Here is a 25,631-nt window from a genome sequence, read left to right as displayed (position 1 = left end):
CAGCTACTAAAACTTCTTCCAGCCAGACCATTCATTTAATGCGAACCTTCTTTGACAAAATACGATATCATCTGCCCCGTTAGTTACGTTAAATCTTTGAATAACATCATTGCCGTTACTGGTAACTTCCATAATTCCCCAAACAGGATATGCTGGCAATCCCTTTATATCACCGTCAATTTGTGTGTAAGTGCCACTACTTTTAATACCATCAACGTGGAAACCTTTTGGCAAATATTGTAATTGCAAATTTGTTGCCGTGTCAGCGTTACCACCAAATGACTTTGCACCAACACGACCATTGATGTACTGATCGCCACTATTGTGAACGACAGTGTTATCTTTACTCATCTTTTCCCAATTTGTAAATTGGTTACCACTACTCCACGTTCTTACCCAAACATTACCGCTGTTTGTATCAGTCAATGTTTGAGTTCCGTTATAGTCTCCATTTCGCACAACGACAATGGTAAACCACCTAGAAACAGGGCTATTGTACGTATTGTTTGTTCCACATGAATAGTTTCCGTTATCCTTTAAATCATTGAGATTAGTATTATTAGAAATATCAATCATTCCAGTACGTGTTGCCGTATCAGCATTCCCCTGCAAATTACCAACAATGGCCTTAGAAAATTCTTGTTTACCAGTCCACTTATTATCGCTATTCAATCCGGATATTTGAGTCCATTCTGTCCAGGTATTAGTTGAACTCCAACCACGAATCCAAATAGTTCCCGTGTTAGAATCTTGTAAAATTTGCGTACCGTTATATGACCCAATTGAAATAACTGAAAGTGAAAACCAGTTATTTACGGGAGAATTATTAATTTTACCGTCTTGAAATGAGTAAGAACCCGGTGTTTTATAATCGTTTAGGCTTTGATTTGGCAGTATTCCAATAACTTGTGGTGAACGGGCAGTAGTTGCCGTATCAGCATTACCTTGCAAGTTTGCTAATATAGTGCCAACACTGCCATCGCTTTTTCTAAAGGCAAGACGCCCCTCAATATCCTCAATAATTCTTGATGTAAAATCTTTAGTACTATTCTTAAAATGGAAATCAATAAATGGTGTAGCGTGACTGATTTCTAATCCACCTTGAAAAGTTTGACTGCTTTTCCAAATTGTCGCTTGATTATCCCTAGCAACGACACCCCAATCAGTCCACTTATTAGCTGAAAACCAACGAACATTGATTGTATTATCACTATTTTCAAAAACTATTTGTTGAATATTATTACCGTAAGTAGTAACAGCCACTGTCCCATAAACGGTCCAACCACCACGATAATTTGTTAATTTAACGCCCCATACCTTGTATATACCATCCGTTGTTAATTTATCAAGATCTGTATTAGAGCTGTCTTGGACTGTTAACTTATCCGCAGAACCAGTAAAGCGATTAGCCATAACTATCCCTGTGGGCGTTACTTCAAATATTTTATTCATATTATCTGTAACATTAACAGGCAACTTATCACTTTTATTAATAATAAACGAGCGACCAGCACCAACAACAAATGTGCCTTGACTCCCCTGCTTTTTAACAATGGCCATGTCTCCGTCATTACCAACTCTAAGCATTGAATTGTCATTTGGTAAGGTGAAGCTACCTTTCACTTGCTGATCACCCTCTTTTAACTTATCAGCTGTGCTAGATGTCGTGGCATTGCCTTTCAATCCTTTTTTCGCGACAATTTCTTTTTGGAAAGTATTATCTCCACTCCAATCATTAGTACTACTTTCAGAAGGTAACTTATCCCATGTAGACCATGTGTTATTGCTATAAAAACGAGCACTAATAATCTTGGTATCAAAATCGGTTTTCATCTGTTTGACAGAATAGCGGCCATCTGTAGCTTCTATTAATATGCTGATATTAATTGGTGCATTATACCCTTTCGGTTTAACCTTATAACCAACATATAGACCTGGAACTTTCAGATTATCTAAGTCAGCGCCATCCCACAAATAATTTGGCTTTAAATCGGCTGGAATGTTGTATTCTTCAGCACTACCATCAAAATCAAATCCATTTAATTTTTTGGTTTTAGTTAATTTATCAGCACTATCAGCTTTATCTGCCAAGGTAATACGTCCTTGTATCTTCTGGGTAAAAGTCAATAGAGCATCAATAGTTTGGGTACCTTTTTTTGTCATAAACTTTGAAAAATTATCCCAAATACTTCGACGATCTTTATAAGCATCATCTAGCTGTTTCTGCAAAGCAGTGTCCTTACTATCAACTCGTTCATTTGTGGCTAAAGAGTCTGGACTAACAGTTGTTGCAATAGCACTAGTAGACGATATAACTAATTTAGGCTTAAGCGTTAAATTGTAAACTTCGGCTTCATTACCTGCAGGAACCTTAATAGGCCAATTAGCAATTTGAGAGAATGCTAAAAATTCTTGTCCCTTATACGTTGCGGTGTAGATGACCGTGTTAATCTCATAATTTACAGGATTACCGTTTGAAGAGAAAACTGTCACAAGAACTAAGCTATTATCATTTTGCTGAACATCTGAAAATGTTGATTCTGAAACCTTTTTTATTGTTTGAATATAAGTATCATCGAACGCTTTCAAATCACTAATACTATGTTTATCCGAACTAACAATAGCACGTTTAAAGACGATGCTATCTGCCGTTGTCGATGAGTTAGCCAATAAATTTAAAAACTTACTTGATAATACTGGTTGTTGAAATTGTTCCATCACTTTCCCCCGATTTCAATAGATGTGGCATGAGCTGCGCCAATATTAATATCTTGTTGTGTATTACTTGTTTCATTAAGTATCTTTGTATACGTCAAATTTGCTGGTAAAAACCGTTGGAGTAACTGATCTAATCGATGACTAGACTCTCCATCAACTTCATACATCTGTAAATTAACATGATAATTTTTTGAAACAGACTCGATTTTCGCATTAATATTAAGACGCCTAATTAAGTTATTGATATATAAGAGTGTTATTGGTTCAGGTGGCAGCATTGCCGTTAACACGTTATATCGTCTGGTTTCTAAGCTCAATCCGGTACCATTTAAGTTATAAATAGATTCAAAAATATTAATGGCCGATTCATCAGCAGTTAAGACAAACATATTCTGATGTGATTGAGAAAAAGCTGCTTGTAACTCATCTAATTGAGATTGCTCCACCTGAAGCAACATTTGCATGTCATAGATATCGTCATAATACTCTGGCAAGAAATTCTTTAACCTCATCAATCTATAATTAGCCATTTACATTGACCTCCCCCAAAACAGGCAGTTCTTGTAAAGCATTACTAAAGACAAGAGAGATATCATTATCTTGACCATTTAGTCGTAAACTTTCCACGTTAACAACACCATCAATTTTGATTATTTCACCGATGATTGCTGCCCTATATACAGTCAAGTTATAGTCTCTTGCATTAACTAAGGTGTCCCATTTTTTACGGAGATTCAAAAATATTTTGGATAACATTTTATTAATGTTTTCCTTTGCTAAATCAAACGTTGTTGTATTATCAACTACAATTTTCATTGAAATACTAATTGTCTTAATGGTTGGCGCTGCAACAGTCACACTATGGCCTATGGGTGCTAATCCATACCCTTTTCCTTCGTACTGTTTGGGATCAATAATGTTTTTAATCTCATTGACTAATTCTGGACTTGGAACATCAAACTCGTTATTAATAATGACTAGTCGAACAGTTCCACCACCATTCCATACTGGATAAACTTGTACACCACCAATACCATTTTGCTTTAGCGTCATATCAATATAATCTGCAACATTACCGCCATACTTAATGACGTTTGCTGTTTCTAATAAGCGTTGTCTTAATTCATCATCAGCTTCATTATCACGAGCTGGGACGGTAATACTCGTAATCTTTGCAATCGATACTCTATCATTAGCTGTGACCGGTAAAATTTGGCCCAAATAGGTATTACCAGTTATGCCAGACGTTTCAGCAATTAGAGTAGCCGAACCCTGACCATTTTTTTGTTTGACTGCGAAAAACACAGGATTGGCGCTCATAGTTGCAAATCTATCACCAATTTCTACAGAAGTTCGCTCACCATTATCGTCGTAGAATTCAGCAATAACCTCAGCAAATGTTGCTTTCTTCCTGAACGTACCTTTTTCTTGTGCGCGATAATCTAAATATTCGCCTGAAGCCGTTTGAATATAACTTTCCAAAATAATATTACGCATATTTAAAGCTAATTCTTGATATGATTGCGCCACTGGTGCTATAGCATCATAAATGATAGATCCCTGGCGAGTATCAATATTATCCGGTACACGACCTAGAGCATTATTCATAAAGTAATCAGCAGTAAATAGTTGCATACTATCTGCTAATTGTTCCGGAGTTGTCATGTTTTTACCTCCATATTAAAAACGGCTTCACCGTATATGGTGGAAGCCGTTATTGCTACTTCTAAACTATTCTTTTCAACAATTTCTTTTTTTAAAATTTCAACATCATCAATCCTATCATCTGCCAATAACGCTTCTCGGATAACGCGTTCAACATCATCATAAACATAATCCATATCCTTACCGATTAGCTCATTGATATCGTGGCCATACTGTTCATCATAGATTACAAAAACAAAACGTTCTGTCATAAGTATTTTTTGAATAGCTTGCATAATTGCATCTTGTCCATCAACCATAGAACGAATTCGCCCGTTCTCAACTCTATACGTCAAAGACGGTAACGACTGTTCTTCACTGTCATCAATCTCTTCAGCTATGGTATCGTCTAATTCATCATCAGTATATTCCTGATCATTGATATTAACGTCATCTGATGGATATTCTTGTACTATTTGGTCATCATCCATATCATGATTTCTCCTAACTTGTCTTCTCTAATACAAAGAATGTTTGACCACCATCCATACGTATCATGGCCACACTATCCTTAGTATTTAAAGATTGGTCAACTTCAACACTTTTACCATCAATTTTAATTTTTCTTTTAGAGACATTTTGACCAAGTATCAATAATTCTGAAGGCAATGTTAGTTTATCGCCAACTTGTATTGTTAACGGGTTAATGGATGACACAATTCCAAATATAATATCGGCATATTCTGAACTGTTGCCATGACGTTGCATAATAAAATCAATTAACTTTTCACCTGCCATTAGATTAGTACCTCTATATCCATCGTCCAATCATTTGGGTCGAAGGTATGCGTGACTTTGGTTGGAAAAACTAATTTTTGGCCAAAACCAAATGTCTTTAACTCTTGAGAACGAAAATAAAAGCTCGTCCCTGCTCGAATACCTAATAATCCTATAGCAGTCACTTTTAATGTTTGAGAGATTTTATTCTTCTCTCTTAAAAGTTGCTTTGCTTTGGTTAACATTTGTGCATCGTTCATATCGTTATCAGCTTTTTCGACAATCTGTAATCTTCCCCATTGCTTAATATGATCTGCTGAATCGGCATGTTTTACTGTTGTAGTAGTCCAAGACGTCGTTTCCGTTTTGGTTTTCTTCTTTTTAGTTTTTTCATCATATGTTACAACTTTACGTTTCTTACTATGCTTATCTTCACGGATCACTTTGACCGTGTTTGCTGATTGATCAATAGACTGCGTATAGTTGAAATCAGTTAATAATGAGGCATCCCCTAATATTAAATCGGTTTGTGTTTGTTGCGCTTTAAGAAGCTCTACTGTGCCGTAATTGTCTCGAATATAATAGCGTGTCCCTGTTGCAGATAAAACATTTTCAATACCTGTCTGCAGCATTTCAAAGTATGTTTTTTGATCTGCTACTTCTGTTTTCAACTTATACGTAGAATTATTTACGACTTTATGCGTAATACCAGCTGCCTTTGTTACACGTTCAAATCGTTGTGACAAAGTCGAAACTGGCCAAACAATCGAGTCCTGATTTTTAAGATATCGTAGCTTATCATAAGCGACACAACTTATCGTTTTATTATCCTTGCTGTATTCCGCACTAAAAATATATCCCATGAAGACATTGTTACCGTTCCATCCGAAGTAAACGGCATCTCCCATTTGAGGTATAAAAGTATTATCAATCATCAGCAACTCAAACGATAATTCACCAGCTTCATAAGTAGTATCTGTCGTCCATTTAGGAGGTAAAACCAAACTCCGCACATCCCAACTATCATTTGTTGTCCGTCGTTTAATAATAAATTTTGAAATTGTCATGTTGATTTCACCGCATTTTTAGATACCCAACCACGCCAACCGCCATTTAAATTAGTCACATGGTAAGGATATTTTCTTCCAGGTGCCACAAAATTAATCTTCCGTTTGGCATTTTTTTCAATTTGACCTGGTCCACTACCATAACTGTCTCGATGTAACTGACCATTAACCATAACCACAGAGCCAATACCAATTTTCTTAGCGGGCTTGGGTCTTTGTTTCCCTTTCTTAGGTGTAGTTTTCTTAGCAGTTTTTTTATTTGATATTTTCTGAACTGCAACCTTTCGGTATTCCGTTAACTTAATTGTTGCAACCCATTCACCATCAAAACCATTGCTGAATTCCCATTTGAAGCTCGTAACCATCATCGATAGATTCATATACCCACTAGTAACTAAAATACGACCAGGCTTCCTACTATCCTGCCAATCTCTAATAAATTTAATATACTCAACACCATCTGAAAATGGCAATTTTTGTGCAGTTGTATAATTTACTTTTTTTGGATTTTTGGGAATAAAAAAAGAAAATTCATACTCACGTAATTTTTGACTACCTATTAAATTAACCTCTCCAATAGCTGACACATCTTTGGCCTCACTTCCCAAAGTAGCCTCATGTGCAATATCACTTGGATTAACCGGTAATTCAATCGTTTTATTTTTGTGGTTAGTCAAATACACACCAATATGAATTTTCTTTTTATTGGACTTTGTTGAAACTATTGAAGCACCTTTCTTTGTTGGTGCTCTTTTATTTTGAGTAGCCATACTATATTAAACTCACCTTCTTAAAGTTTTATTACGCTTTTCCATTAGTTTTTGTTCAATCAGTGCCAACATTTTCTCCGCATCATAGTTCTCATTAACACTTTGAATAACAATAGCACCCGGTTGAATAATTACATCAACATCACCTTGTTCATGATTGAGTACCGGTTTGGGTTGTTGAACACCTAATAGATCATCATTCCTAGCAATAGTGTCAGTGTTTAAACGGTTGTTTTCTACGTTTACAGTGTCACTACCACCAATACCACTAATAGCTGATACAAACTTCAAAACTGCTTGAGTAGCCAAATCAAACCCATTAATAATTGCATTAATAAGATTATTATCGAAACTCCCCGTAAAATTCTCCTGATGAGTCATAGTTGTGTTTTGAGTTAAATCCTTTGGATGTGGTATTGAAGCTGTATATCGAACGGCTGCATTCTGATCACTTATTTGAGGTATTACAGGTGCATGCGCATCATAATTGAGATTTGCATGCTGATCTCTAATCTGCGGTGTCATCGGAATAACATTACTGTAATTAATATGAGCATTTTGGTCTCGAACATTTTGTAACGGCTCCGCCCTGCTCAAATATTGATTGATAACTGTTTGGCCATTAGCCTGTGGTGCCATCGGTACAATATTCTTGTACTCAATATTTGCAGTTTGATTTTGGATATCGTTTAGTGGTTGGATTGAATTGACATATTGAGTAGTAGCTACTCGATCACTAATTTTTGGCGTTTCCAGAGCGCCACTTTTGTATTGAACATTTGCTATTTGATCTCGAATATTTGGAACATCTTGCAAAACCTGGTTATAGCACACGGTAGAATTTTGATCCTTAACATTAGGCGTTGCCATTTTATTAAGAACATAATCAATACCAACAACTTGCTTAGCAATTTCTGGTAATTCTGGCACTGCATTGTGATATTGAATAGCTGCATTTGCATTTTCAATACTTGGCTGTGTTGGCACAATATTCATATAATCTACAGTTGCAGTTTGATTACTGATATTAGGCGTACCTTCAACGCTATTTTCATAATAGTTTATAGCTGATTGATTTTGTAACTGTGGCGCTGTTGGTACGGCATTAACGTACCTTAACATTGTTACTTGATCATTCTTAACTTCTGGAATATCTGGCAATGTATATGCTGTCACGTTACCACCATTGATATCAGGCATTACATAACCTTCTGCTGATTTAACAGCAGATTCTGCCATATTAGCACTGGCATCACTTACCGAAGAAGCATTAGCGATAATACCGACCGCCATACCTAATGCCACGAACTTTCCAACTTGATCTCGCATTACTCGTGATGGCGAATGAATATTCAAAAAGCTTTTGGCTGCGTTAACAGCACTTTTTGCCATACTTGCTGCTGCATCTACTGCCGCTCCAATAGAACCTTTAATCCCATTAACAAATCCCATAACAAAGTCTGTACCAGCGCTAACCAATGAACTGCCATAGCTTCTAACTGTGCTAACAGCACTTTGCATACCGCTACTTACAGATGAAACGACATTACTCATTGCAGACATTACAGCGCTAACTATTGAACTAAATACAGAAGATACCGTTGTATATAGGGCTTGAATACCAGCTGATAATGCTACAAGAGCTGCGCTTGTGGCAATAATTCCTGCCGATAATACCATCAGACCTGCGCCTGCTATTGTAGCTCCAGTACCAGCTACTATTAGTCCTGCACCAGCTACAAAACCGGCAGCACCCATAATACCTAATGCAACACTAGATGCCATAGACATGGCGGTTAATAATGTCAGCGTTGCGGTCAAAGCTATTGTAGTGGCACTAATCATCAATAGACCTGCCGAAACCATTGCTACCGTCGCTAACATTAATGTCAATCCTGTAACAACAGCCATCGTTCCAGTGGCTAACAACGCCATACTCGTTGAGGCCAACATGCTACCTGTCGCGATCATTAACATTGCTGCACTAGCCATCAATGCTGTAGCAGACATCATAATCATTGTTGCAGTAATCATAGTGAACGTTGCTACTAGCACTAATGATGTTGCACTCAAAACAACAGAAGCAGCACCCATGACTGCCATTTCCGCTGCCAAAATACCAAATGCTGATAACAGAGCAGTTGATGCCGTGGCCAAACTAATAAATGCCGCACCTAAGGTTGGTATTTGCGCTGCCATATTTGTAAAGGCTGTTCCAACAGTTGGTAATGTTGCAGATAATACAGTCGCCATTGCTACCACCGTTACCATTCCAGCTGATAACAAGGACATACCGGCACCTGCAATCGCTAGACCAGGACCTGCTGCAGCTACTGCACCTAATCCAACAGCTGTAGCAGTTAGAGTTCCTGCTAGCTTTCCTAATGGCAACGAAACTAATTGACTAACACCATTTGCTAACATTTCAAACCCTCTACCAGCTGATAACGCAGCATTGCCGATAGAATCAAAGACTTTGGCTAATGCATTCAAAACACCTGATATTGCATTACCAATAGCATCAACTACCTTACTGATACCTCCAGATACTGAATCCACAACTTGGCTCATGGCATTACCAATTGAAGTAACAACCTGACTAAAACCATCAGCCACAGAATTAACTACTTGTGAAATACCATTAGCAATGCTACTAACAAGTTCAGAAATAGAAGAAATGATTAATGCTACAGCCATAGCGATACTCATGACGATAATAGATACTGCACTAGCAATTGATGCAGCTGCAACAGCAAATGCCATAGATAGCGCATTAATGACTGGAGGTAATGCTTGAATGGCTGGTATTGCCAAGCCCATTCCCATACCAATCATCAAGATAGTTGCACCAAAAGCTAACATAGCCGGTATTGCAGCAGTTAGAGCTGTACCAAATAAAGCAAATGTGATAACCAGCCCTGCAACAACTAAGCCAAATGCTGCCATGGCCACGGCTCCTGCAGTTCCTGTTTGAGCAATCGGTGCCATAGCTAATGCCAAAATTGAAACACTTGCAGCAAACACTGCAATGCCTAATACATTGGCGGTTAATGCTGAACCAAATGTTGCAAATACTGCTGCTAAGCCAGCTATTACAACGCCAAATGTTACTAAAGGCCCAATGGCTGTGCTACCTAATGAAGCGAGTGGTACCATTGCCAAAGCCATAGCAGAAACAGATGCAGCAAATACACCAATACCAACAGCACTGCTTTGCAACTTGCTTCCCATTGATCCTAATATAATGGCTAAGCCACCCACAACTGCGCCAAATGACAATAACGGAGCAACTGCTGATGGTCCAATAGAAGCTAAACCACTCAACTCTCTAGCCAATAAGGCAATGGAGGCAACAACTAGAGCTATACCTGCCATCTTAGCCAATCCACTAAGTGCCCCCGTAGTTTTTTGAACAGGCTTTGCACTTTTTCCAAAGCTGAACATCCCCTTAGACAAGCTATTCAATTTTCCTCTAAACAGATCAAGTAGTAATGATATAGGCTTAAAGAATTTAAATGCAGCTACTACTGCTAAAGCACCCACAGCTAATAACGGTAATGACTGTGTAAAATGCCGAATAGTACTAGGATCTAAACTCTGTATAAAATTAGATACGCCTTGTATAGCTCCCGCCAAAAGTTTAAGTGCGCCTGCTGCCCAACGTGCTGCAGTTGCAATAGGATTAATTGCTTTTTGCCCTTTAACACCTGCTAAAGCACTTTTAATAGCATTAATGGCAAAACCAGCTTGTAAGAAAGCGCCCTGTAAGTCATCAATAGCGCCTGTATCTTTAAGTACGCTCCAGAACTCTTTACCCCACTTCATTGCAGTTTTGAAGCCTTTAGATAACCCATCTACTGCTGTGGTTGCAAATCGATTGATAGTAGGCACGGAGCTCTTAATTGTATTAGTAATACCATCGATTACTTTGGTCATGCCACCTTTAGCCATGGCATCTAATACAGTAGCCGTTGCATTGGTAACTGCATTTTTCATATTAGCAAATGATGTTCCGATACCTCCGGTTGCAGTACGTGCAGTATTTGCAAACCCTTTGGCACCACCGTCAAGCTCAATAAATCGCTTATTAAGCTGATCCATTGTGACATCACCATTCTTTAACTTAGCGTAAAGATCACGTTCTGCACTTTTACCAGTCAACCCAAATGAATTAGCGACTTTAGTCAATGCATAAGGCATGGTTTCTTGAAGTGTTCTCCAAGATGTCATATCAACGGTACCACTGGCTAACATTTGTGAATATTGTTCAACACCACGTGACGCATCTCCAGCACTAGCACCTGATGCCAAGAAAGCATCATTTAAGGCGGTAGCAGTCTTAGCACCTCCAGTAGCACTTTTTTCCAAAATAGCAAAGCTTTGAGCACTTTTTGTTAAATCCTGTAGGGATGTAGGTAATCCATCAACACCCTTTTTCAATATATCAACAGACTTATTGGTATCCTGTGTTGCATAGCCCATTTGTGCCATAACTTTTGGATAAGCGTTCAGTGTATCAACACGACTAACAGCACCACCGATACTATCTTTAACCATGCCCACCGCTTTACCAATACCAGCGCCAATTAAGTTCGCACCTAACATACTTTTAAACATGCTACCGGTCTTTGTTGCCGTTTGTGTCAATTGGCTAAATCCACTAGCACCTGTGTTAGTTTCAGACCTAATTTTATTGCCTAAACCAGTAAAAGCATTCTTGGCAGTATTACCTGTTGTTATCGCTGCAGTAGCCAACTTACCAAAAACACCGCCACTACTGGCGGTGTTTTGTAATGAACTTCTAAGTTTGGCACCAATCGTACCACTTGCTTGCTGTAATTGTGCTGCTTTAGCTGTGGCTGACGTAAATTGAATAGCCAAACCTTTGGTATTGTTTTCTGCTTGTTGTAATTGGGACTTTAATTGGCCCACGTTATTCTCAGCTTTCAACATTTCAGATGCTGAAGCCTTACCACCATTGGCTAATTCTTGGACATGATTTTGTGCCTCTGATAACGCTTTGGATGTCAAATCAGTCACGCGTTGAGAACGCTGTAATTCCTGTCCTAAAGAAGTAGCCCTTCCTTTTGCTTGTTCAAGAGGCGATACCATCTCGGTCATACTCCTAACAGTCTTCGTAGCAGTACCGTATGCTTGATTGAACGACTCACCCATACCTTTAGCAAAACTTGTCATGGCTGAGCTATTGATGTTGGATTCAACCGCTGATTTAAATTTATCAATTTGTGATGTACTACGACTAATATTGCTATCTAAACTATTTAATTTGTTAGAAAAATTATCAAATAGCTGTAGCGTCGCACTGAGTGTTGTTCCCGACCCCATAAATATCCCTCCACATTATGTACACGGTGTTGCCACCGTATTTGGCGTCATTTTGATTTTGCCTGACGTTCTGCTCGCTTCATTTCTGCCTTTTCTTGCTCAACTTTGATGTTAATTGATGCAATAACAAGTGCTTTTTCATAACGACTTAGGGATGACCATTGTTTAGGTGACCATCCGTGATTATTGAGCATATGAGCATAGTAAGCAAAATCTCCATTACCGCCTTTAATTAGTTTTTTGCATCTTCCACTAAATCATTAACATCTTCATTAAAGCCGTTGAATTCAGTTACTTCTTTTGCCAAAGTAGCGAATTCACCAGCACGAAGCATTGTACGAGCAGTATCCACAGCTGATCCTGTTCCATAATTTTCTTGTAGAACAGCATCTGAAAAGTTAGGTACAACCGTTGATGCCACAACTAACAAGCCAGCATACTTATCTCCGTCTGTTTCTGTGCGTACTTGGCCATTCTTGCTACGCAACTTGACCGTAGCACGTTGACGTAAGGCTGTGTTCTCAGCTTCAGTGATTGTCTTAATAACAAAAGGCTTTGGGAAACGATCAATCTTCACTTCCTTTTGCTCAACTGTTGCCTCAACGTTTTCCTTCAAAAAATCTGATACATTATATGCTGTTTCTGTCATGATAAATTTCTCCTATAATTTTAAATTCTGATATCAATTGATTTGTAAATACTAATTAAATGCCATTAAAAGCCGATACAAGGTTAAAGCCTTCAAACGAGAAGTCGCTTTCCCATTCCATAACGCCATCATCTGCTTCTAATGCCACCAATGGGATACTATCCATATTAATGTTATGGAATGCTACTGTTTGCTTTCCAACTGAACTTGTTTCGTCTTCAACGACTACTGTGGCATCAAAGAATGTATCAACACCCTCATTAGCCATCTTTTGACCTAATTTAGCCCAATTTGAATTAATAACCTTGCCACCCATGGAACCAGAACCAGCAATACTAGTTGTTTTCTTCTTAGTCCACAATGAGCCAATAACTTGAACATCTTCCTTGTTCTTATCGATTTGAGCAGTAAATTCTGTCAATTCAATTAATTCAATATTTTGGCCATCAATATTGACAGTCACCATACCTGATTTTGAATTGATAACATCTTTACCTGATAACACATCACGCATTTGTTGTCCCCCTTAGATTATTGAACTGTGATCTTTGCGTATAACTTTTCCATTGAATCCGTTGGTTGAACTGCCAACGTCATCACAACGGCATCTTTATCTGCACCAGGTTCAACCGTAATATCATCTGGTACAAAGTTTTGAATGGCTCCTTGTGCTTGTAGCCCTGTCAAATAGGTAATACGGTTAGCCTTAAACACATCACGACCTTGTGGGTTGTTATCCACTTTCCCAATAAATTGCTTTTCATAAGTGTCATGCGTATTGTTAGCAATTTCATCCAAGACACGTAGCACACGATTCTTACGGAAATATTGGTTCTTTGATACTGAATAAGTGTGGTGTGAGTTGATGTCCTGTTCAATAACAACACTGCCATCACGACGTGCTGTAAAAACAATCTTTCCAGCTAGTAACGCTTTTTCTGTATCACTGTTACTAAAGCGTGGTACTACGTCCACAGCTCCAGGATATGAGCGATATGTCAATGACTCATTTATATCAGCTGCAGCACTCACACCAGCAAAATAACCCGCTGCAACCGTTTCAGGTAGTTCATTGTCGTTTAACAGCTTCACACCATTTTGAACAACACTAATACCTTCATAATCGTAATCAAAGTTATCACTACCAGGAACAACACCTGTAACTTTCAGGCCATCATTCTCTCGTAAACTTTTGATTGTGTTGTAAACCATCAAATGAATATTTGCATCTTTATCTGCTCCTGCGGCAGTCAATACATTAAAGTTCATTGTTTCAGTAGCATGGTTAATTTCAGCTAATAGATCTTCACTTAGAACCGTTGTGCCACCTGACAAATTAAGTGTAATCGTTGATGACACCGCATCAATCAATGCACGGCCATCATCCCCTTGTGAAGCAGAAGTTGCCTGTACATCAAGATAAGCATTAGATTTTAATTCTGATGCATTTCGTACTGACTGTGTATTAACCAACTCTGTTCCAAAGAATGTGGCCACATCTAACTTTGTCGTATCAGTGGCATCACGATAAACGCTTACCTTAACACTGTTGCCTTTTTCTCCAGCATACTTAGCTGTGAATACCCAAGGTAATACATCACTTGTGGCTGTTGCCTTGTTTCCAGCATTAGAATTAAATACTAGAACACTCTTAGGTGCCCCCTTTAAGATTTCATTCAATGCTGCTAACTCGTTAGAGTTAATATCAACGCCAAATAATGCTTTGAAGTCGCTACCACCGCCAACTTCTGTTACACCATTCTTACCCCAACCAAATGAACCGCTATGAATCCAGAAAACAACACCTCGTGAAGTATCTGATCCTGCTGCCGTTAATGAGTTAGAGCTAACATCAACATATGCTCCAGGGCGTGCTTTGTTTTGTGATGTCCAATTTCCACCTGCCATAATTTAAAAAAGTCCTTTCTTCTTAAAATCTGCAAACAATTGACGAATCTGAGGGCGTGTGTACGTTCTCCCAGGCCTTGTCAGCATTTTTATCATCAACATGTCTGTATCGTTAAAACTACTTGTTAATAATTGTTCACGAGTAAATTCGATACTGTCATAAACTTCTGGATCAATACCAGAAGTTGCTTTTTCAGTTATCGGTTCTTTTGTTTCAACAGTTTTACTGGCACTATTTTGCGCTTTAGGCGTAACAGTGTTTTTCGTACTGGTTGAAACATCTTTATCATTCTTATCTGTACTAGTTGATACCTTTGTATCATCAGGCTTAGTACTAGATGAATTTTTAGAATTATCTGTTGCCATTCAACAATCCTCCTTCATAAATTAAATTGTTATTCATCTTTGGCCCATCATCTGAGACATGGTCTTGCACATAAATATCAAACTGAAAATGCAAAACATCGTCCACTATGTTTAGTGAACGATGCCATAATCGTGCAAAATTAGGTTGAATAAGTTTGAATTTTTCCATCAATAACTCACTCTTTAAATCAATATCAGATAGTTTTTTACGGCTGTCCTCTGCCGGCATATATACCAAATCATACGTATACATACGATGTTCATGATGACCAATTGAGCTTCCAATAGTCACCGGTAATCTTTGAATGAGATAACATGGTGTTTCATATGCACCATTTTCCTGTTTATCACGATAAATAATCATGTCAGGATCAATATCCGCTAAAGTATTACCGATAAGCAATGTAATATCTGTCATATTATTTACCAAATAATTTATTAATTTCAGCTGTGAAGCGTTTATCTACTCGTTGTGTCATAAGCGCTTCAATCTCAGTCATTGAATTTTTCAACATAAATTTACCAGGCACAAATGGTGTAACCAAGCGTGCATTGATAGCAGGTACGTATCTTCCTACCTTCTGCCGATGACCAAATTCAACAGATGCAGCATATTCAGTATTATTGACAAGCTCAACAACAACAGCGTTGCCACGTTTAGTGGCTGATGTCTTTTGCCAAGCACTCTTTAAACGACCTTTATCAGTTGGGGTTCGCTCTTTGACAGCAATCAATCCTAAATTACCTACATCATTCATCTCACTAATCATAGCTTGCAAGATATCTTGATTATGAAGTGAGTTTTGCAAGTTACTCAAGAAAGATTTTATTTCACCATCGTCAAATTTACCCATTCTTGACATTAGTCACCTCTGATGCCTTTCTGTCTAACTTCATGCGTACTTCTTGATGACTCTCATATCCCATATAACCGCTTGATGAACGTTTATAGGTCGTCTGATATCCATTAACGTCTGTAACCACAATAGTAGCTGCAGCAGGTATCTTAATATTGGCATCAATAAACAACACTGCATCAAAAGAATCTATCATGCCAACACTATCTGTCTGAACAACATTTTGAGTAATTTTAGAAACCTTACATGGATAATCTTCGGCAATAATCTTTGGTTGAGTTTCAGTAAATGGTCCAGACTTTGCAACACCAGAACCATATATCGTGGCTTTATCCCGATATAATGTATTCAAAATACTTCCCATTCCGCCAAATAAACTCATCTCAACAACCGCCTATAAGTATTTAGAAGCCCATAGTAACTATTTGTAATGAGATTGACACCTAATAAACTGGCCATAACTTCACCGTCTGATTTAAAAGACACACTTGTATCTCCTTCAGTCAAATTTGAAACATTCTGGTTAACCATTTGTTCAACAGGTGTAGTAAAGCCCGACAAATCAATCGTATTTTTAGCGATCATAACAATCGTTTCATCAAGTTCAGCAGGCAACTCATTAACGGGTATATGGGTATAAGTCGTCACATCTTTAATCGCTTTGTTGAGTAACAAATCAATAATTTTGTCATACATTTGACTGTATTCCTCATTATTCTGAATCTTTTTAGGAGATACCAATTTCAATGTCGCTAACAAATGATCATATCGGGGATGAGTTACCTGTTCCTCTAGCATAGTTACTCCTTAACGTCGTCAGCTGTTTCCTCATCGTTTTCAATAGCTACTTCTTCGGCTACTTCCATTTCGTCATCTTGAACATCCAACTGCTCATTCAAAGCAATGATCGCACCATTGTGATGGGGATGTTTTTCTGACTTCAATTCTTCTAGCCTTTCGCTACGCACACCAACATGTTTGAATGTATCGCCTTTCTTGTATAAACGATTAGCCAACTTATCAGTGAAGTCTTGTAGAACAATATACTTTTTTGCCATCATCTGTCTCCCTATCCTTGTGGTGCTGTCCCTGTTTTACGATCAGAAATATGGAAGAAAATACCATCCTTACGTGGTTTCAAAAGTAATACATCTTCATATGAATTTTCGTAATACAAATAATTACCAGAGTTTGCAGCAGTAGGTGCATCAAATCCTGCAAATTCATATTTTTCTGGTGCAATTTGAACACCATTTAAAATCAAGAACATATCAATTTGCTGTGAACCATCAACAGGCAATGCACCGACTTCAAAGTTATAAGTTGTATGCATAAGATGTGCTGGCACAACCTTAATAGTTACATCATCCAATGAGTAAACACGACGATCAATACTTGATGAGGAACTCAAAATGATTGAACGTGATCGTGCCTGTGCTGACTTCAAAATCTTATTAACAGTTGGTGTCACATAAAGAATACGTTGCAATGAATTAGCTACCTGTAATTCATCCAACTGCGCCATCCACTCATCAAAGAGATCCAGTACATTTTCTTCAGTCAGAGTATCTGTAATAATCCCTTTATCGTTAAATGCCTTCTTCTCTTTATATAACTTAGAGAACATAAAACGATCTTTTTCAGGGATCTTTTGTTGTGTATTGAAAGCATTTGTTACGTTAGCAATAGATGTTACTTGATTTGTTTCATCAACATCCAATGGGTCAACAATCGTTGACCAATCACGCTCAAACTTTAATTCGTAATCATCATAATCATTTGAGTAATTCATGACAGGTTGTGTAATTGTTGCTCGCTTACGATCACGTCGGCCACTTTCAATGGTTAACTTAGGCACCTTAACATGCTTGGCACCTGAAAAATTAACTAATGCATTGGCAGGCGAATTCCATAAATCGCTTGAATGTAGAAGTGTTTGATAAATTGTTGCTTGTAATGCAGCTTGATAGCTTGTTGCATAGTTTAAAACCATGTCTTACCTCCGTTATTGTGTATTAACAGTGCCACCCATTGCAGAAATAAAGGCATCTGTTGCATCTTGATTAGCAGGATCTCCACCAGCCGGCTTATATCCTGAATCTGTCTTACCTAAATCAAATAAGTAAGGTTTGTCTTTTTGAATTGCTTCAATCTTGTTAGATAGCCCCTCTACCTCCCCTTTATCATTAAGCTTAAGTTCACTTTTATCGATAAATCGCATCAAATCATCATTATTGCGGGCTTTAGAACCTGTCAAAGCCTGAGCAATGGCCGTATCTAACTTCAAGCTATCAATGCTAGACTGTAAGTTTTGAGTATCATCTGAATACTTTGATTTCAACTCATCGTACTTCTCTTTATAGTCAGCATTATCTCCAACCATCTTTTTCAATTCGGCCATATCTTTATCGCGTTGCTTGATTTGCGCTTTAAATCCATCACGTTCAGTGGTTAATTCATTGACCTTATCCTGTAAGGCAACAGCATCTTTAAGAGACTCTGTATCTTGGCCATGAATTTTCATAACACCATTAACTTGATCTTCTGATAAACCTAACTTAATTAATTGTTCTCGCTTCATTGTTTTACCTCTCTCGTGATTTATTACGCGGAACGACCGCGATTGAGTGCATACAAAAAGCACACTATTTGTAACGCCCGGTATGCTAGCGGGCGAATATATTATGTACAGCGTGCCGTATATTAACGGTACGCCATTATTTGATAACAATGTTTATATATCATTTAAGCCAACAGAATTGGCCCACTCATTATAAGTTTGCTTAGGGATGTACTTCCCTTTATTGGTATCAGGATCTCTAGCCCAACGTTGATGGCTTAATCGTTCTTCTCCCTTAACCACTGGCACCGTTGTGCAACGGCAATGACCATGAATAGGTGGATAATTAACACTGATTTTTCTATCATCTACTGCAAAAGTTTCATAATCCAAGTCACCACATATTGCACACGTTTTTGTTTCAAGCGTGGCCAAAAATCGATATTCCTCAATATGTTCCGTCTTATATGCCTTATAGCTGGCTTCATTAGCAGCATGAGACATTTCTGTAATGATAAGTCGATGTTGTTTATATTGCTCAAACTCTTGAAACTTTGCACTGGCATGTTTAATGATGTTGTAATTACTCATCCCCATCAATATGCCACGTCTTACCGCAGTAGTTAATTCTTGTGGCAAGTCATTAACAAAGTTGCCCCATACTCGTTCACTAAAGTTTTTACCGTGCCAACGCTGATTTACAAAGGTTTCTAATTGTGCATCAGTGTATTTGTCAAAGTTACTGTCATAGGTTGCTTTCTCACTTTGTATCTCATACACATCACGATAATAATTTTGTTTGAATTCATTAACTAGTGTGTTTTCCATGGACTTAACTTCTAAATCAGCATACTTAGCTATGACAAATTGTGTCTCAGCTTCAAGAGCCTGTAATCTAGTAATTTGTAAACGGTAGTAGGCTAAATTAAGTCGCCCTTCATATCTGCCATTTCTGGCCAATTCTTCCCAATGATCTAAAGTTTCATACCAGCTATCTAATGATTTACCCCGTAATTTCTTATTAGCACTCTCGATAGTCATACCAGTAGACAACGCATATTTATTCAACCATTTATGTAAAACAAGCTGTATTTCTTTTAATGCTGCTTGAGATTGATTGAGAATATACCGTTCATAATCATCACTTCTTGCTAGACTAGCCTTTTTGTTTTCTAGATGACGCTCTTGCCAATAATCCATGAATGATCTCCACCTATTTTTTATGGTTCATAGCTATCATGTCCTGCCTCACGTTCTTGTTTTAAACGCTTTACTTCATCCTGCCAATCATCAACTAGTGGATTGTTCTTGGCAATGGTATCAAGACTAGATACATCAGCAAGCTGTTGTAAGACTGTCGCTTGTTCTACGTTGTTAGTAATTGATGTTCTCGTCCACGTCTGTGTGATTTTACGAGTATTATAATCAGATACATTCAAGTAACGCATAATCGCTCTAATAAGCTGTGAGATACCAATTCTAAACTGTTTTTCGACAACGCTAGCTTTTAACTCTAACTGTGAATAAAGCATTTTAATGGCCACACCTGTGTTGTTCCCTAATTCAATCTTATTCGGGTTAACGGCCTGTGCATTATAGTAAATGGCATCACGTGTATTAGTCAGCAGTTTTTCTCTAGCTTCAACGGGAATATCAATGGTTAAAGTATCAACCCCTGCTTTTTCAGAACCCGCAAATGTTTCAACTTTAATGGCTTTATCTTCAACGAGCTGTTTTTTGAACTCACCTAAATCAGTACCACTGTAGTTATTAAGCACCAGGATAACCTGTTGTACGTCATCAACATCATTAACAAAGCCGTTATAAACTTTATCGTAGACATCTATTAAACCTTTGTACTTATCTAGGTCCCGACGTTCCCGCTTATTATTTCTAAATGCAATAAATGGCACTTCACCAAATTCATGTTGCCTAGTGTTACTAGTGCCAACAGTTTCTTGTGTACTGATATCAATAATATTAATGCCCTGATACTCTTGAAATACTCGTGAACCACTTTCACCGTATGGCTGTGATTGGTACATCTGTACTTCGGTATCATTCCAGTACTCATGAATGTAAACATTCTTACCAGTATCACCATCTAGCTTTTTATACGTTCTCAACATCCCGATAACGTTCTTTTCAAGATAGTTATCATACACTGGTGTGCATTCTCCAGGGGGGATGATGCCAAATCTAAAAGTATTGGTATCTCTGTCTATCCAATAATGTAACCACACCAAACCAGCATTACTTGCATCAACTACCAAATCAAATAATGTATTAGCAAAACCATCACCCAATGTATCGCGTATCTTATCATTGATATCTTGGCCATTACCTACATCAATTTGTGGCGCTACTGTAGCCAAATAAGCTGCCTTTTGGTCAACAATAGGCTGATGGAAGTTATTGCTCACACGGTTATCAGCAGGTCGTAATGGATCATCTTTACCCTTTGAATTGAGCTTACTTTCACCATTATTACGATTAGTAATATCATTCTGGTTATCATAATAACGTTGGCTTTCATCAAATTTTGCATAGATATTAATACGCTCTGATGTTTTATTTTTAACAAGCTCTTTGATTTTTTCAATATCCATTATACTTACCTCTGTGTATTACTTCTTCCACTGCTTAAAGCCACCTAATCGAATAATACGTTCAGCAGCATATCGTGTTGGGTCAATCGTATGGTTATCGTGATCAGGATACTCACCACGTAAGTTACCCATACGGTCCTCTTCTAACTCATAACCTGAGAACTCACGATAAATGTTAGGCGTTCTACGTGGATCAATGATAATGGCATTTAGGTCTTGCAACCATTTGATACCATGTTCAACTGAACCAGGTCCTTTGACGGCTGGTTGAATATTAAGCCCTAAGTCTCTAAATTCAGCAATCGTTCTTGGTTCGGCACTATCAGCAATCACTACATTATTGTCTTTGTTAAGTTTCATAATGGCTTCAACTGCTACACGGTTTTTCATCCCCGTTTTGTATATCTCATTCACGAAATACAAACGACGTCGTGTACTGTCATAATAAAATTCAACATACCCAAGTGGGTCTGCACCAAAACCAAAGTCGAGGCCACGATAAATCGTATCAAATGTTGCAGCCAATTCATCTGGAATGCGTTGATTAATGATATTAGTAAATACTTCAGCACCAGTACCAACAACCTTGCCCAAATATTCATGCTCATACGCTGTTGGATTAACTTCTTTAAGCGCCTTAGCTTCACTGATAAAAACATTACCTAGCCACGTTTTAGGGACAGTCAGATAAGTTGAACGATGAACTAATACATCATCACGCACCTTTTCTTGTTCCACAAATTCATTGGTCCAATTACGCTGTGACTTTGGTGGGTTAAACGAGAAGATAAACATCTGCTCACCACCACGTCCAAGAGACTGCTTAATATTACGAATACCAGCTGCTGCCTTGAACTCTGACAACTCTTCAAACCAAATGAATTTAATATGCCCTTTATCAACCTTCACTGATTTAATCTTTTCAGGATCATCAGCACCTCGAAAGATAATTTTTTGACCTGTGTAGATATTCTTTATCTCTAATGGGGATGTTGTTGCTTTCCAGTTAGCAGATAAACCTAGCTTATTAATTGCCCATTTTAATTGAGCCACCACACTATCACGTAAGGTATCAGCAACTCGTCTTAATACTGCAGCACTAGCGTTACTATCTTCCTCCAGCATTAACATCAGCATAACGGCAATAAACGAACTCTTAGTAGAACCACGGCCACCAACAAAATAGTAATTTGAATGCGCTATTCTCATCATGTCATAATACATATGATAAAAACGTGGCGCTATCATGTCCTTTAAATCTAACGTCAGCACACGTTCATTACTCATATTCGGGCTCCGGTATTTCAACATCATCAAACGACGCCACAATATTAATCTTTGTTGGTGCATTCAAATTAATATCCACTGGTAATGGATGGCGTTTGAGTATTTCGGCAGCAGATTTTAAAATAACAGTTTTATCCACGCGTTTCTCAACTCGTTCCACCGTACCAGTGATCGGGTTCATCATCACAACCTCATCAGTTGTATTACCACGCATAATATTAGTGATCGTTTCCAATGCCTCATCAGCATCCGCAATCGTTGACTTTTTCAAATCGCCCATAAGCCCGTCAATATAGGATTTAACCTTAACATTTCTTAACATTCTGTTTGCTGACGATGCTGCACTCGTTTCACTTTTCACAGCGTATCCAGCAACTTGATAGGCTCTAGTTGCATTTCCAAGTTTCACGTATTCTTCACAGAAGCGTTTTTGTTTTGTTGTTAATTTGTCCAATCTGCTCTCCTTTCTACATTTTTTGATAGTAAATGTTTACTCTTGTCACAAAATAAAAAGGCTACCACATTTGGTAACCCCCCGCTTTCTCGTAAAGTTTTTTCTCTCTTAATTTTAAAATCCTATTTGTTAAAATAAGTTTATTTTTCACATTAAATTTAAGTAACATGATTCATATCTCAATCGATTTTTTTAGTATTAAATAATTCCTCATTTTCTGCGTTAGCAGCTTGTGGATTCAAATTATAATATTGATACTGAAACTTCAAATCTTCCCTCATAGATTTCAAACTCAAAGATATTACTTTTCCAGTATATATATTTCCAATAGAATCAGTTACTTTGGGATATATTTTCACTTTTTTATTCGGACCATAAATGTCTTTAAGAGTCTTATAAACACCGACTGCGTTACAACCTGTAGAATATCCCTCTCCTGGTTGAATAACTCCGCCTAAAAATTCCATAGATAAAAGCAACATTTTTGTACTACCAACTAGGCCAATAGATAGGCTACGGATATTTATTGCAGTTGACCCTGTATTGTAAAAAGACACTTTAAACCCCATTAACTCAACTTGTGGAGTGTAATACATAGATTCCAATTCAGCTTTTCCTCTTGGTCTGGTTGCTCGGTACGGTAAGTAAACGGCTACAAAAACAGCAGCAATCGTTCCTAACGCACCGAACCAATCTGGAACGGTACCCCAATTTAATCTCTTAATCCATTCTATAAAGTATTCCCAATAATTACCTATGTCTTTCACACTTTCAACCTCCAATGGCATGATTGTACTACTGGAAAACGTTGAACAACAAAATCACTATGCCAAACAAGAGACGAACCGTACAATTAATCCAATAAAAATCACAACAATATGGAGTGTCTTTCATCTATTTAACTATATTTTTGCGTATTCATCATTCATACTCAATTATCCTCTGAATAATGATACGCAAATAAAAAGAGCCACACATACTTTTGTCTGACTCTTTTCGATATTACAATATTAACACCATTTTTTAGGCAAAAAGTACCAAAATAGTACCACCATATTTAGGGGTTGAGTTATCCACAGAAAAAAATTGTCATTTATATTAATATCTAAAATGTTTTAAAAACCATTTTAGATATTTTCTGTGCTTTCGTTTTCTGCATCAAAAGGAACAGCAATCATATTTACATTTATTCTTGGTTGATAATCTAAGTCTGTTATCTTTTTGATTACATCTTTTACACTAAATAATGCTGCTTCTAAGCCGTGCTTAAATACAAAATTATTTATATACTCAGCATCATTCAACGGAAAATCTTCCATGTCAAATATGTATTTATAATCAAACTTTATTAATCTAAACTCCTCATCGACATTATCATAGTGTGATATCAATGTGACTTTAAAAGCAATACTAACTTTACTAGATTGTTCATTAGATATAACACGAATATTATCAATATTCATGTTACAATTTTCATTTCCCTTTTTACGATCCCATGGAAACGTCTCATTAAAGTGGTATTCCAAATTATTTATTCTATACAGCCAATACTTAATTTTCATATAGATATATTCCTCAATGATTAGACAACTTATGCGTATGCAAAGCTATCTTCCTCTTTTATAGTAGTGGTGCTATTGATCTGTGTACGATAAGAATTATTATTTTTAAAATAACCATAAATATCTTTACGCTCAACTCTCACATTAGCAGTACCATTGCCAAAATTTTTATCTAGTTTTTTTTGTATACTCAAATAAGAGAGTGCGTTACTTATTTTTTCAAATGAATACTCAGAGACAAAGGGATTCCCACTACCTAGTCGCTGAACATCATTAACCGGAATATTATAAGGAGCTACACTTAAAATATCTACTAAATCAACATCATATTTCAAAGAGTAATTGAACATATCTTGAGATAATGTATCCACTAACTTTTCATCCAATTTCTTCATATCTCTATCCTCTCTTGTATATAACCTTGTATATGTGTCTGCTGATAATTTATATTCTTCAAGACATAACCACACGAATCAGCACACTCATTTGTTTCCTGATTAGTAGCACCACTACGTGAAAATAAGGGTATTTTATCTAAGTAGTGAGTATATGTTCTTAATTCGCCATTTTTACTTGGAATTCCAAAAAATAGTCTCGTACAAATTCTTTGTATATTTTTCTCATTTAATTCTAAACGCGCCTCATAGACGTCTTCAGACGAACTAGAAATTCTCTTGACCACCACAACATCAATGTAGTTATCTTCACCTTTAGAATTCTGACCTAATATGGGATCTCCATTACTAGTATCATATGGTATAAAACGATACGTCGAATTTCTTTTACCTATGTAATATTGGTAAAGAATACGATTACTTAAACCATTGATCTTTTTCAGAACAAATTTCAATAATTGTTTTTCAATGATGGATAAACGCGGACTATTTACATAGTCCGCGACGGGTCTGTATTCTTGATTTACAAGGCTACTGGGAAAAATAGCTGAATTTTCAAGTCTCATCAAAAGCCTCAATATTCTCTTAGATATACCTTTATTGTACATAAAAATACTCACTTATTGCAATTTAATTTAAAATAATGGTTAATTTTCATTATC

28 protein-coding genes are annotated in these 25,631 nt (G+C 37.2%); all 28 read right to left on the bottom strand.

The genetic code is table 11. The annotated features are described in order from the left end of the window. Positions 1 to 6: 6 nt before the first annotated feature. A complete protein-coding gene (locus tag C5L23_RS05215; RefSeq protein ID WP_133264395.1) occupies positions 7 to 2,718 on the bottom strand; it encodes a pyocin knob domain-containing protein in 2,712 nt (903 codons plus the stop codon). Continuing rightward, positions 2,718 to 3,248 carry a putative phage tail protein gene (locus C5L23_RS05210; RefSeq protein ID WP_010007781.1) on the bottom strand — a complete coding sequence of 177 codons (531 nt, stop codon included), beginning with the start codon at positions 3,246 to 3,248 and terminating at the stop codon, positions 2,718 to 2,720. The genes C5L23_RS05215 and C5L23_RS05210 overlap by 1 nt, the downstream gene beginning before the upstream one ends. Then, the gene (locus tag C5L23_RS05205) at positions 3,241 to 4,383 is read right to left on the bottom strand and encodes a baseplate J/gp47 family protein (protein ID WP_133264394.1); all 1,143 of its coding nucleotides are present in this window, start codon (positions 4,381 to 4,383) and stop codon (positions 3,241 to 3,243) included. The genes C5L23_RS05210 and C5L23_RS05205 overlap by 8 nt, the downstream gene beginning before the upstream one ends. After that, the gene (locus tag C5L23_RS05200; protein ID WP_133264393.1) at positions 4,380 to 4,853 is read right to left on the bottom strand and encodes a DUF2634 domain-containing protein; all 474 of its coding nucleotides are present in this window, start codon (positions 4,851 to 4,853) and stop codon (positions 4,380 to 4,382) included. The genes C5L23_RS05205 and C5L23_RS05200 overlap by 4 nt, the downstream gene beginning before the upstream one ends. A gap of 13 nt (positions 4,854 to 4,866) precedes the next feature. Beyond that, positions 4,867 to 5,160 carry a DUF2577 domain-containing protein gene (locus C5L23_RS05195; protein ID WP_010007783.1) on the bottom strand — a complete coding sequence of 98 codons (294 nt, stop codon included), beginning with the start codon at positions 5,158 to 5,160 and terminating at the stop codon, positions 4,867 to 4,869. After that, positions 5,160 to 6,206 (bottom strand): XkdQ/YqbQ family protein, encoded by a 1,047-nt coding sequence (locus C5L23_RS05190; protein WP_133264392.1) that lies wholly within the window; start codon positions 6,204 to 6,206, stop codon positions 5,160 to 5,162. Before C5L23_RS05190 ends, C5L23_RS05195 begins: the two co-directional genes overlap by 1 nt. Then, on the bottom strand, positions 6,203 to 6,976 hold the full coding sequence (locus C5L23_RS05185) for a hypothetical protein (RefSeq protein WP_133264391.1): 774 nt from the start codon (positions 6,974 to 6,976) through the stop codon (positions 6,203 to 6,205). The genes C5L23_RS05190 and C5L23_RS05185 overlap by 4 nt, the downstream gene beginning before the upstream one ends. 12 nt (positions 6,977 to 6,988) lie before the next feature. Continuing rightward, complete coding sequence (locus C5L23_RS05180; protein WP_010007791.1) at positions 6,989 to 12,322, bottom strand: tape measure protein; 5,334 nt, start codon at positions 12,320 to 12,322, stop codon at positions 6,989 to 6,991. A 47-nt stretch (positions 12,323 to 12,369) separates the two neighbouring features. Further along, the gene (locus C5L23_RS08520; protein WP_170168013.1) at positions 12,370 to 12,516 is read right to left on the bottom strand and encodes a hypothetical protein; all 147 of its coding nucleotides are present in this window, start codon (positions 12,514 to 12,516) and stop codon (positions 12,370 to 12,372) included. Positions 12,517 to 12,554: 38 nt separating this feature from the next. Further along, positions 12,555 to 12,971: a phage tail assembly chaperone gene (locus C5L23_RS05175; RefSeq protein WP_133264390.1), complete on the bottom strand. Its 417-nt coding sequence runs from the start codon at positions 12,969 to 12,971 to the stop codon at positions 12,555 to 12,557. Between the two features lie 55 nt (positions 12,972 to 13,026). Next, a complete protein-coding gene (locus tag C5L23_RS05170; protein WP_010007796.1) occupies positions 13,027 to 13,485 on the bottom strand; it encodes a phage tail tube protein in 459 nt (152 codons plus the stop codon). 17 nt (positions 13,486 to 13,502) lie between these two features. Continuing rightward, positions 13,503 to 14,879, bottom strand: coding sequence for a phage tail sheath family protein (locus C5L23_RS05165; protein WP_010007798.1), 1,377 nt, complete (start codon positions 14,877 to 14,879; stop codon positions 13,503 to 13,505). 3 nt (positions 14,880 to 14,882) lie between these two features. Continuing rightward, complete coding sequence (locus C5L23_RS05160) at positions 14,883 to 15,245, bottom strand: hypothetical protein (RefSeq protein ID WP_010007799.1); 363 nt, start codon at positions 15,243 to 15,245, stop codon at positions 14,883 to 14,885. Further along, complete coding sequence (locus tag C5L23_RS05155; protein WP_133264389.1) at positions 15,232 to 15,663, bottom strand: phage tail terminator family protein; 432 nt, start codon at positions 15,661 to 15,663, stop codon at positions 15,232 to 15,234. Before C5L23_RS05155 ends, C5L23_RS05160 begins: the two co-directional genes overlap by 14 nt. A gap of 1 nt (position 15,664) precedes the next feature. Next, positions 15,665 to 16,108: an HK97 gp10 family phage protein gene (locus C5L23_RS05150; protein WP_081458715.1), complete on the bottom strand. Its 444-nt coding sequence runs from the start codon at positions 16,106 to 16,108 to the stop codon at positions 15,665 to 15,667. Then, entirely contained in the window at positions 16,092 to 16,484 is a 393-nt protein-coding gene (locus C5L23_RS05145; RefSeq protein WP_010007806.1) for a hypothetical protein, read from the bottom strand. Before C5L23_RS05145 ends, C5L23_RS05150 begins: the two co-directional genes overlap by 17 nt. Further along, a complete protein-coding gene (locus C5L23_RS05140; protein WP_010007807.1) occupies positions 16,481 to 16,900 on the bottom strand; it encodes a head-tail connector protein in 420 nt (139 codons plus the stop codon). The genes C5L23_RS05145 and C5L23_RS05140 overlap by 4 nt, the downstream gene beginning before the upstream one ends. A 2-nt stretch (positions 16,901 to 16,902) precedes the next feature. Beyond that, positions 16,903 to 17,163 carry a hypothetical protein gene (locus C5L23_RS05135; protein ID WP_133264388.1) on the bottom strand — a complete coding sequence of 87 codons (261 nt, stop codon included), beginning with the start codon at positions 17,161 to 17,163 and terminating at the stop codon, positions 16,903 to 16,905. A gap of 8 nt (positions 17,164 to 17,171) precedes the next feature. Next, a complete protein-coding gene (locus C5L23_RS05130) occupies positions 17,172 to 18,095 on the bottom strand; it encodes a hypothetical protein (RefSeq protein WP_010007809.1) in 924 nt (307 codons plus the stop codon). Between the two features lie 12 nt (positions 18,096 to 18,107). Next, positions 18,108 to 18,683 carry a phage scaffolding protein gene (locus C5L23_RS05125; RefSeq protein ID WP_010007810.1) on the bottom strand — a complete coding sequence of 192 codons (576 nt, stop codon included), beginning with the start codon at positions 18,681 to 18,683 and terminating at the stop codon, positions 18,108 to 18,110. Positions 18,684 to 18,836: 153 nt separating this feature from the next. Continuing rightward, on the bottom strand, positions 18,837 to 19,862 hold the full coding sequence (locus tag C5L23_RS05120) for a minor capsid protein (protein ID WP_010007811.1): 1,026 nt from the start codon (positions 19,860 to 19,862) through the stop codon (positions 18,837 to 18,839). 20 nt (positions 19,863 to 19,882) lie between these two features. Then, positions 19,883 to 21,271: a phage portal protein gene (locus C5L23_RS05115; protein WP_010007813.1), complete on the bottom strand. Its 1,389-nt coding sequence runs from the start codon at positions 21,269 to 21,271 to the stop codon at positions 19,883 to 19,885. 18 nt (positions 21,272 to 21,289) lie between these two features. Beyond that, positions 21,290 to 22,558, bottom strand: a complete 1,269-nt coding sequence (locus tag C5L23_RS05110) for a PBSX family phage terminase large subunit (RefSeq protein ID WP_010007815.1) — start codon at positions 22,556 to 22,558, stop codon at positions 21,290 to 21,292. After that, on the bottom strand, positions 22,551 to 23,012 hold the full coding sequence (locus tag C5L23_RS05105) for a terminase small subunit (RefSeq protein ID WP_010007819.1): 462 nt from the start codon (positions 23,010 to 23,012) through the stop codon (positions 22,551 to 22,553). Before C5L23_RS05105 ends, C5L23_RS05110 begins: the two co-directional genes overlap by 8 nt. A gap of 179 nt (positions 23,013 to 23,191) precedes the next feature. Further along, positions 23,192 to 23,779: a hypothetical protein gene (locus tag C5L23_RS05100; RefSeq protein WP_010007821.1), complete on the bottom strand. Its 588-nt coding sequence runs from the start codon at positions 23,777 to 23,779 to the stop codon at positions 23,192 to 23,194. Positions 23,780 to 24,139: 360 nt separating this feature from the next. Continuing rightward, positions 24,140 to 24,574, bottom strand: coding sequence for a hypothetical protein (locus C5L23_RS05095; RefSeq protein ID WP_010007822.1), 435 nt, complete (start codon positions 24,572 to 24,574; stop codon positions 24,140 to 24,142). A gap of 29 nt (positions 24,575 to 24,603) precedes the next feature. Continuing rightward, positions 24,604 to 24,969, bottom strand: a complete 366-nt coding sequence (locus C5L23_RS05090; RefSeq protein ID WP_133264387.1) for a hypothetical protein — start codon at positions 24,967 to 24,969, stop codon at positions 24,604 to 24,606. After that, the gene (locus tag C5L23_RS05085; RefSeq protein ID WP_010007826.1) at positions 24,966 to 25,535 is read right to left on the bottom strand and encodes a hypothetical protein; all 570 of its coding nucleotides are present in this window, start codon (positions 25,533 to 25,535) and stop codon (positions 24,966 to 24,968) included. Before C5L23_RS05085 ends, C5L23_RS05090 begins: the two co-directional genes overlap by 4 nt. Positions 25,536 to 25,631 lie beyond the last annotated feature (96 nt).

Source organism: Leuconostoc fallax, from assembly GCF_004354645.1.
GTDB lineage: Bacteria > Bacillota > Bacilli > Lactobacillales > Lactobacillaceae > Leuconostoc_B > Leuconostoc_B fallax.
Note: the sequence above shows the minus strand (reverse complement) of the source record. Positions and strands in the feature narration are given on the sequence as shown.

What these genes read in the sequence shown, in the direction of transcription:
- C5L23_RS05215 (WP_133264395.1), bottom strand. Translation starts at nt 2,718, where the DNA reads ATGGAACAATTTCAACAACCAGTATTATCAAGTAAGTTTTTAAATTTA.
- C5L23_RS05210 (WP_010007781.1), bottom strand. Translation starts at nt 3,248, where the DNA reads ATGGCTAATTATAGATTGATGAGGTTAAAGAATTTCTTGCCAGAGTAT.
- C5L23_RS05205 (WP_133264394.1), bottom strand. Translation starts at nt 4,383, where the DNA reads ATGACAACTCCGGAACAATTAGCAGATAGTATGCAACTATTTACTGCT.
- C5L23_RS05200 (WP_133264393.1), bottom strand. Translation starts at nt 4,853, where the DNA reads ATGGATGATGACCAAATAGTACAAGAATATCCATCAGATGACGTTAAT.
- C5L23_RS05195 (WP_010007783.1), bottom strand. Translation starts at nt 5,160, where the DNA reads ATGGCAGGTGAAAAGTTAATTGATTTTATTATGCAACGTCATGGCAAC.
- C5L23_RS05190 (WP_133264392.1), bottom strand. Translation starts at nt 6,206, where the DNA reads ATGACAATTTCAAAATTTATTATTAAACGACGGACAACAAATGATAGT.
- C5L23_RS05185 (WP_133264391.1), bottom strand. Translation starts at nt 6,976, where the DNA reads ATGGCTACTCAAAATAAAAGAGCACCAACAAAGAAAGGTGCTTCAATA.
- C5L23_RS05180 (WP_010007791.1), bottom strand. Translation starts at nt 12,322, where the DNA reads ATGGGGTCGGGAACAACACTCAGTGCGACGCTACAGCTATTTGATAAT.
- C5L23_RS08520 (WP_170168013.1), bottom strand. Translation starts at nt 12,516, where the DNA reads ATGCTCAATAATCACGGATGGTCACCTAAACAATGGTCATCCCTAAGT.
- C5L23_RS05175 (WP_133264390.1), bottom strand. Translation starts at nt 12,971, where the DNA reads ATGACAGAAACAGCATATAATGTATCAGATTTTTTGAAGGAAAACGTT.
- C5L23_RS05170 (WP_010007796.1), bottom strand. Translation starts at nt 13,485, where the DNA reads ATGCGTGATGTGTTATCAGGTAAAGATGTTATCAATTCAAAATCAGGT.
- C5L23_RS05165 (WP_010007798.1), bottom strand. Translation starts at nt 14,879, where the DNA reads ATGGCAGGTGGAAATTGGACATCACAAAACAAAGCACGCCCTGGAGCA.
- C5L23_RS05160 (WP_010007799.1), bottom strand. Translation starts at nt 15,245, where the DNA reads ATGGCAACAGATAATTCTAAAAATTCATCTAGTACTAAGCCTGATGAT.
- C5L23_RS05155 (WP_133264389.1), bottom strand. Translation starts at nt 15,663, where the DNA reads ATGACAGATATTACATTGCTTATCGGTAATACTTTAGCGGATATTGAT.
- C5L23_RS05150 (WP_081458715.1), bottom strand. Translation starts at nt 16,108, where the DNA reads ATGTCAAGAATGGGTAAATTTGACGATGGTGAAATAAAATCTTTCTTG.
- C5L23_RS05145 (WP_010007806.1), bottom strand. Translation starts at nt 16,484, where the DNA reads ATGAGTTTATTTGGCGGAATGGGAAGTATTTTGAATACATTATATCGG.
- C5L23_RS05140 (WP_010007807.1), bottom strand. Translation starts at nt 16,900, where the DNA reads ATGCTAGAGGAACAGGTAACTCATCCCCGATATGATCATTTGTTAGCG.
- C5L23_RS05135 (WP_133264388.1), bottom strand. Translation starts at nt 17,163, where the DNA reads ATGATGGCAAAAAAGTATATTGTTCTACAAGACTTCACTGATAAGTTG.
- C5L23_RS05130 (WP_010007809.1), bottom strand. Translation starts at nt 18,095, where the DNA reads ATGGTTTTAAACTATGCAACAAGCTATCAAGCTGCATTACAAGCAACA.
- C5L23_RS05125 (WP_010007810.1), bottom strand. Translation starts at nt 18,683, where the DNA reads ATGAAGCGAGAACAATTAATTAAGTTAGGTTTATCAGAAGATCAAGTT.
- C5L23_RS05120 (WP_010007811.1), bottom strand. Translation starts at nt 19,862, where the DNA reads ATGGATTATTGGCAAGAGCGTCATCTAGAAAACAAAAAGGCTAGTCTA.
- C5L23_RS05115 (WP_010007813.1), bottom strand. Translation starts at nt 21,271, where the DNA reads ATGGATATTGAAAAAATCAAAGAGCTTGTTAAAAATAAAACATCAGAG.
- C5L23_RS05110 (WP_010007815.1), bottom strand. Translation starts at nt 22,558, where the DNA reads ATGAGTAATGAACGTGTGCTGACGTTAGATTTAAAGGACATGATAGCG.
- C5L23_RS05095 (WP_010007822.1), bottom strand. Translation starts at nt 24,574, where the DNA reads ATGAAAATTAAGTATTGGCTGTATAGAATAAATAATTTGGAATACCAC.
- C5L23_RS05090 (WP_133264387.1), bottom strand. Translation starts at nt 24,969, where the DNA reads ATGAAGAAATTGGATGAAAAGTTAGTGGATACATTATCTCAAGATATG.
- C5L23_RS05085 (WP_010007826.1), bottom strand. Translation starts at nt 25,535, where the DNA reads ATGAGACTTGAAAATTCAGCTATTTTTCCCAGTAGCCTTGTAAATCAA.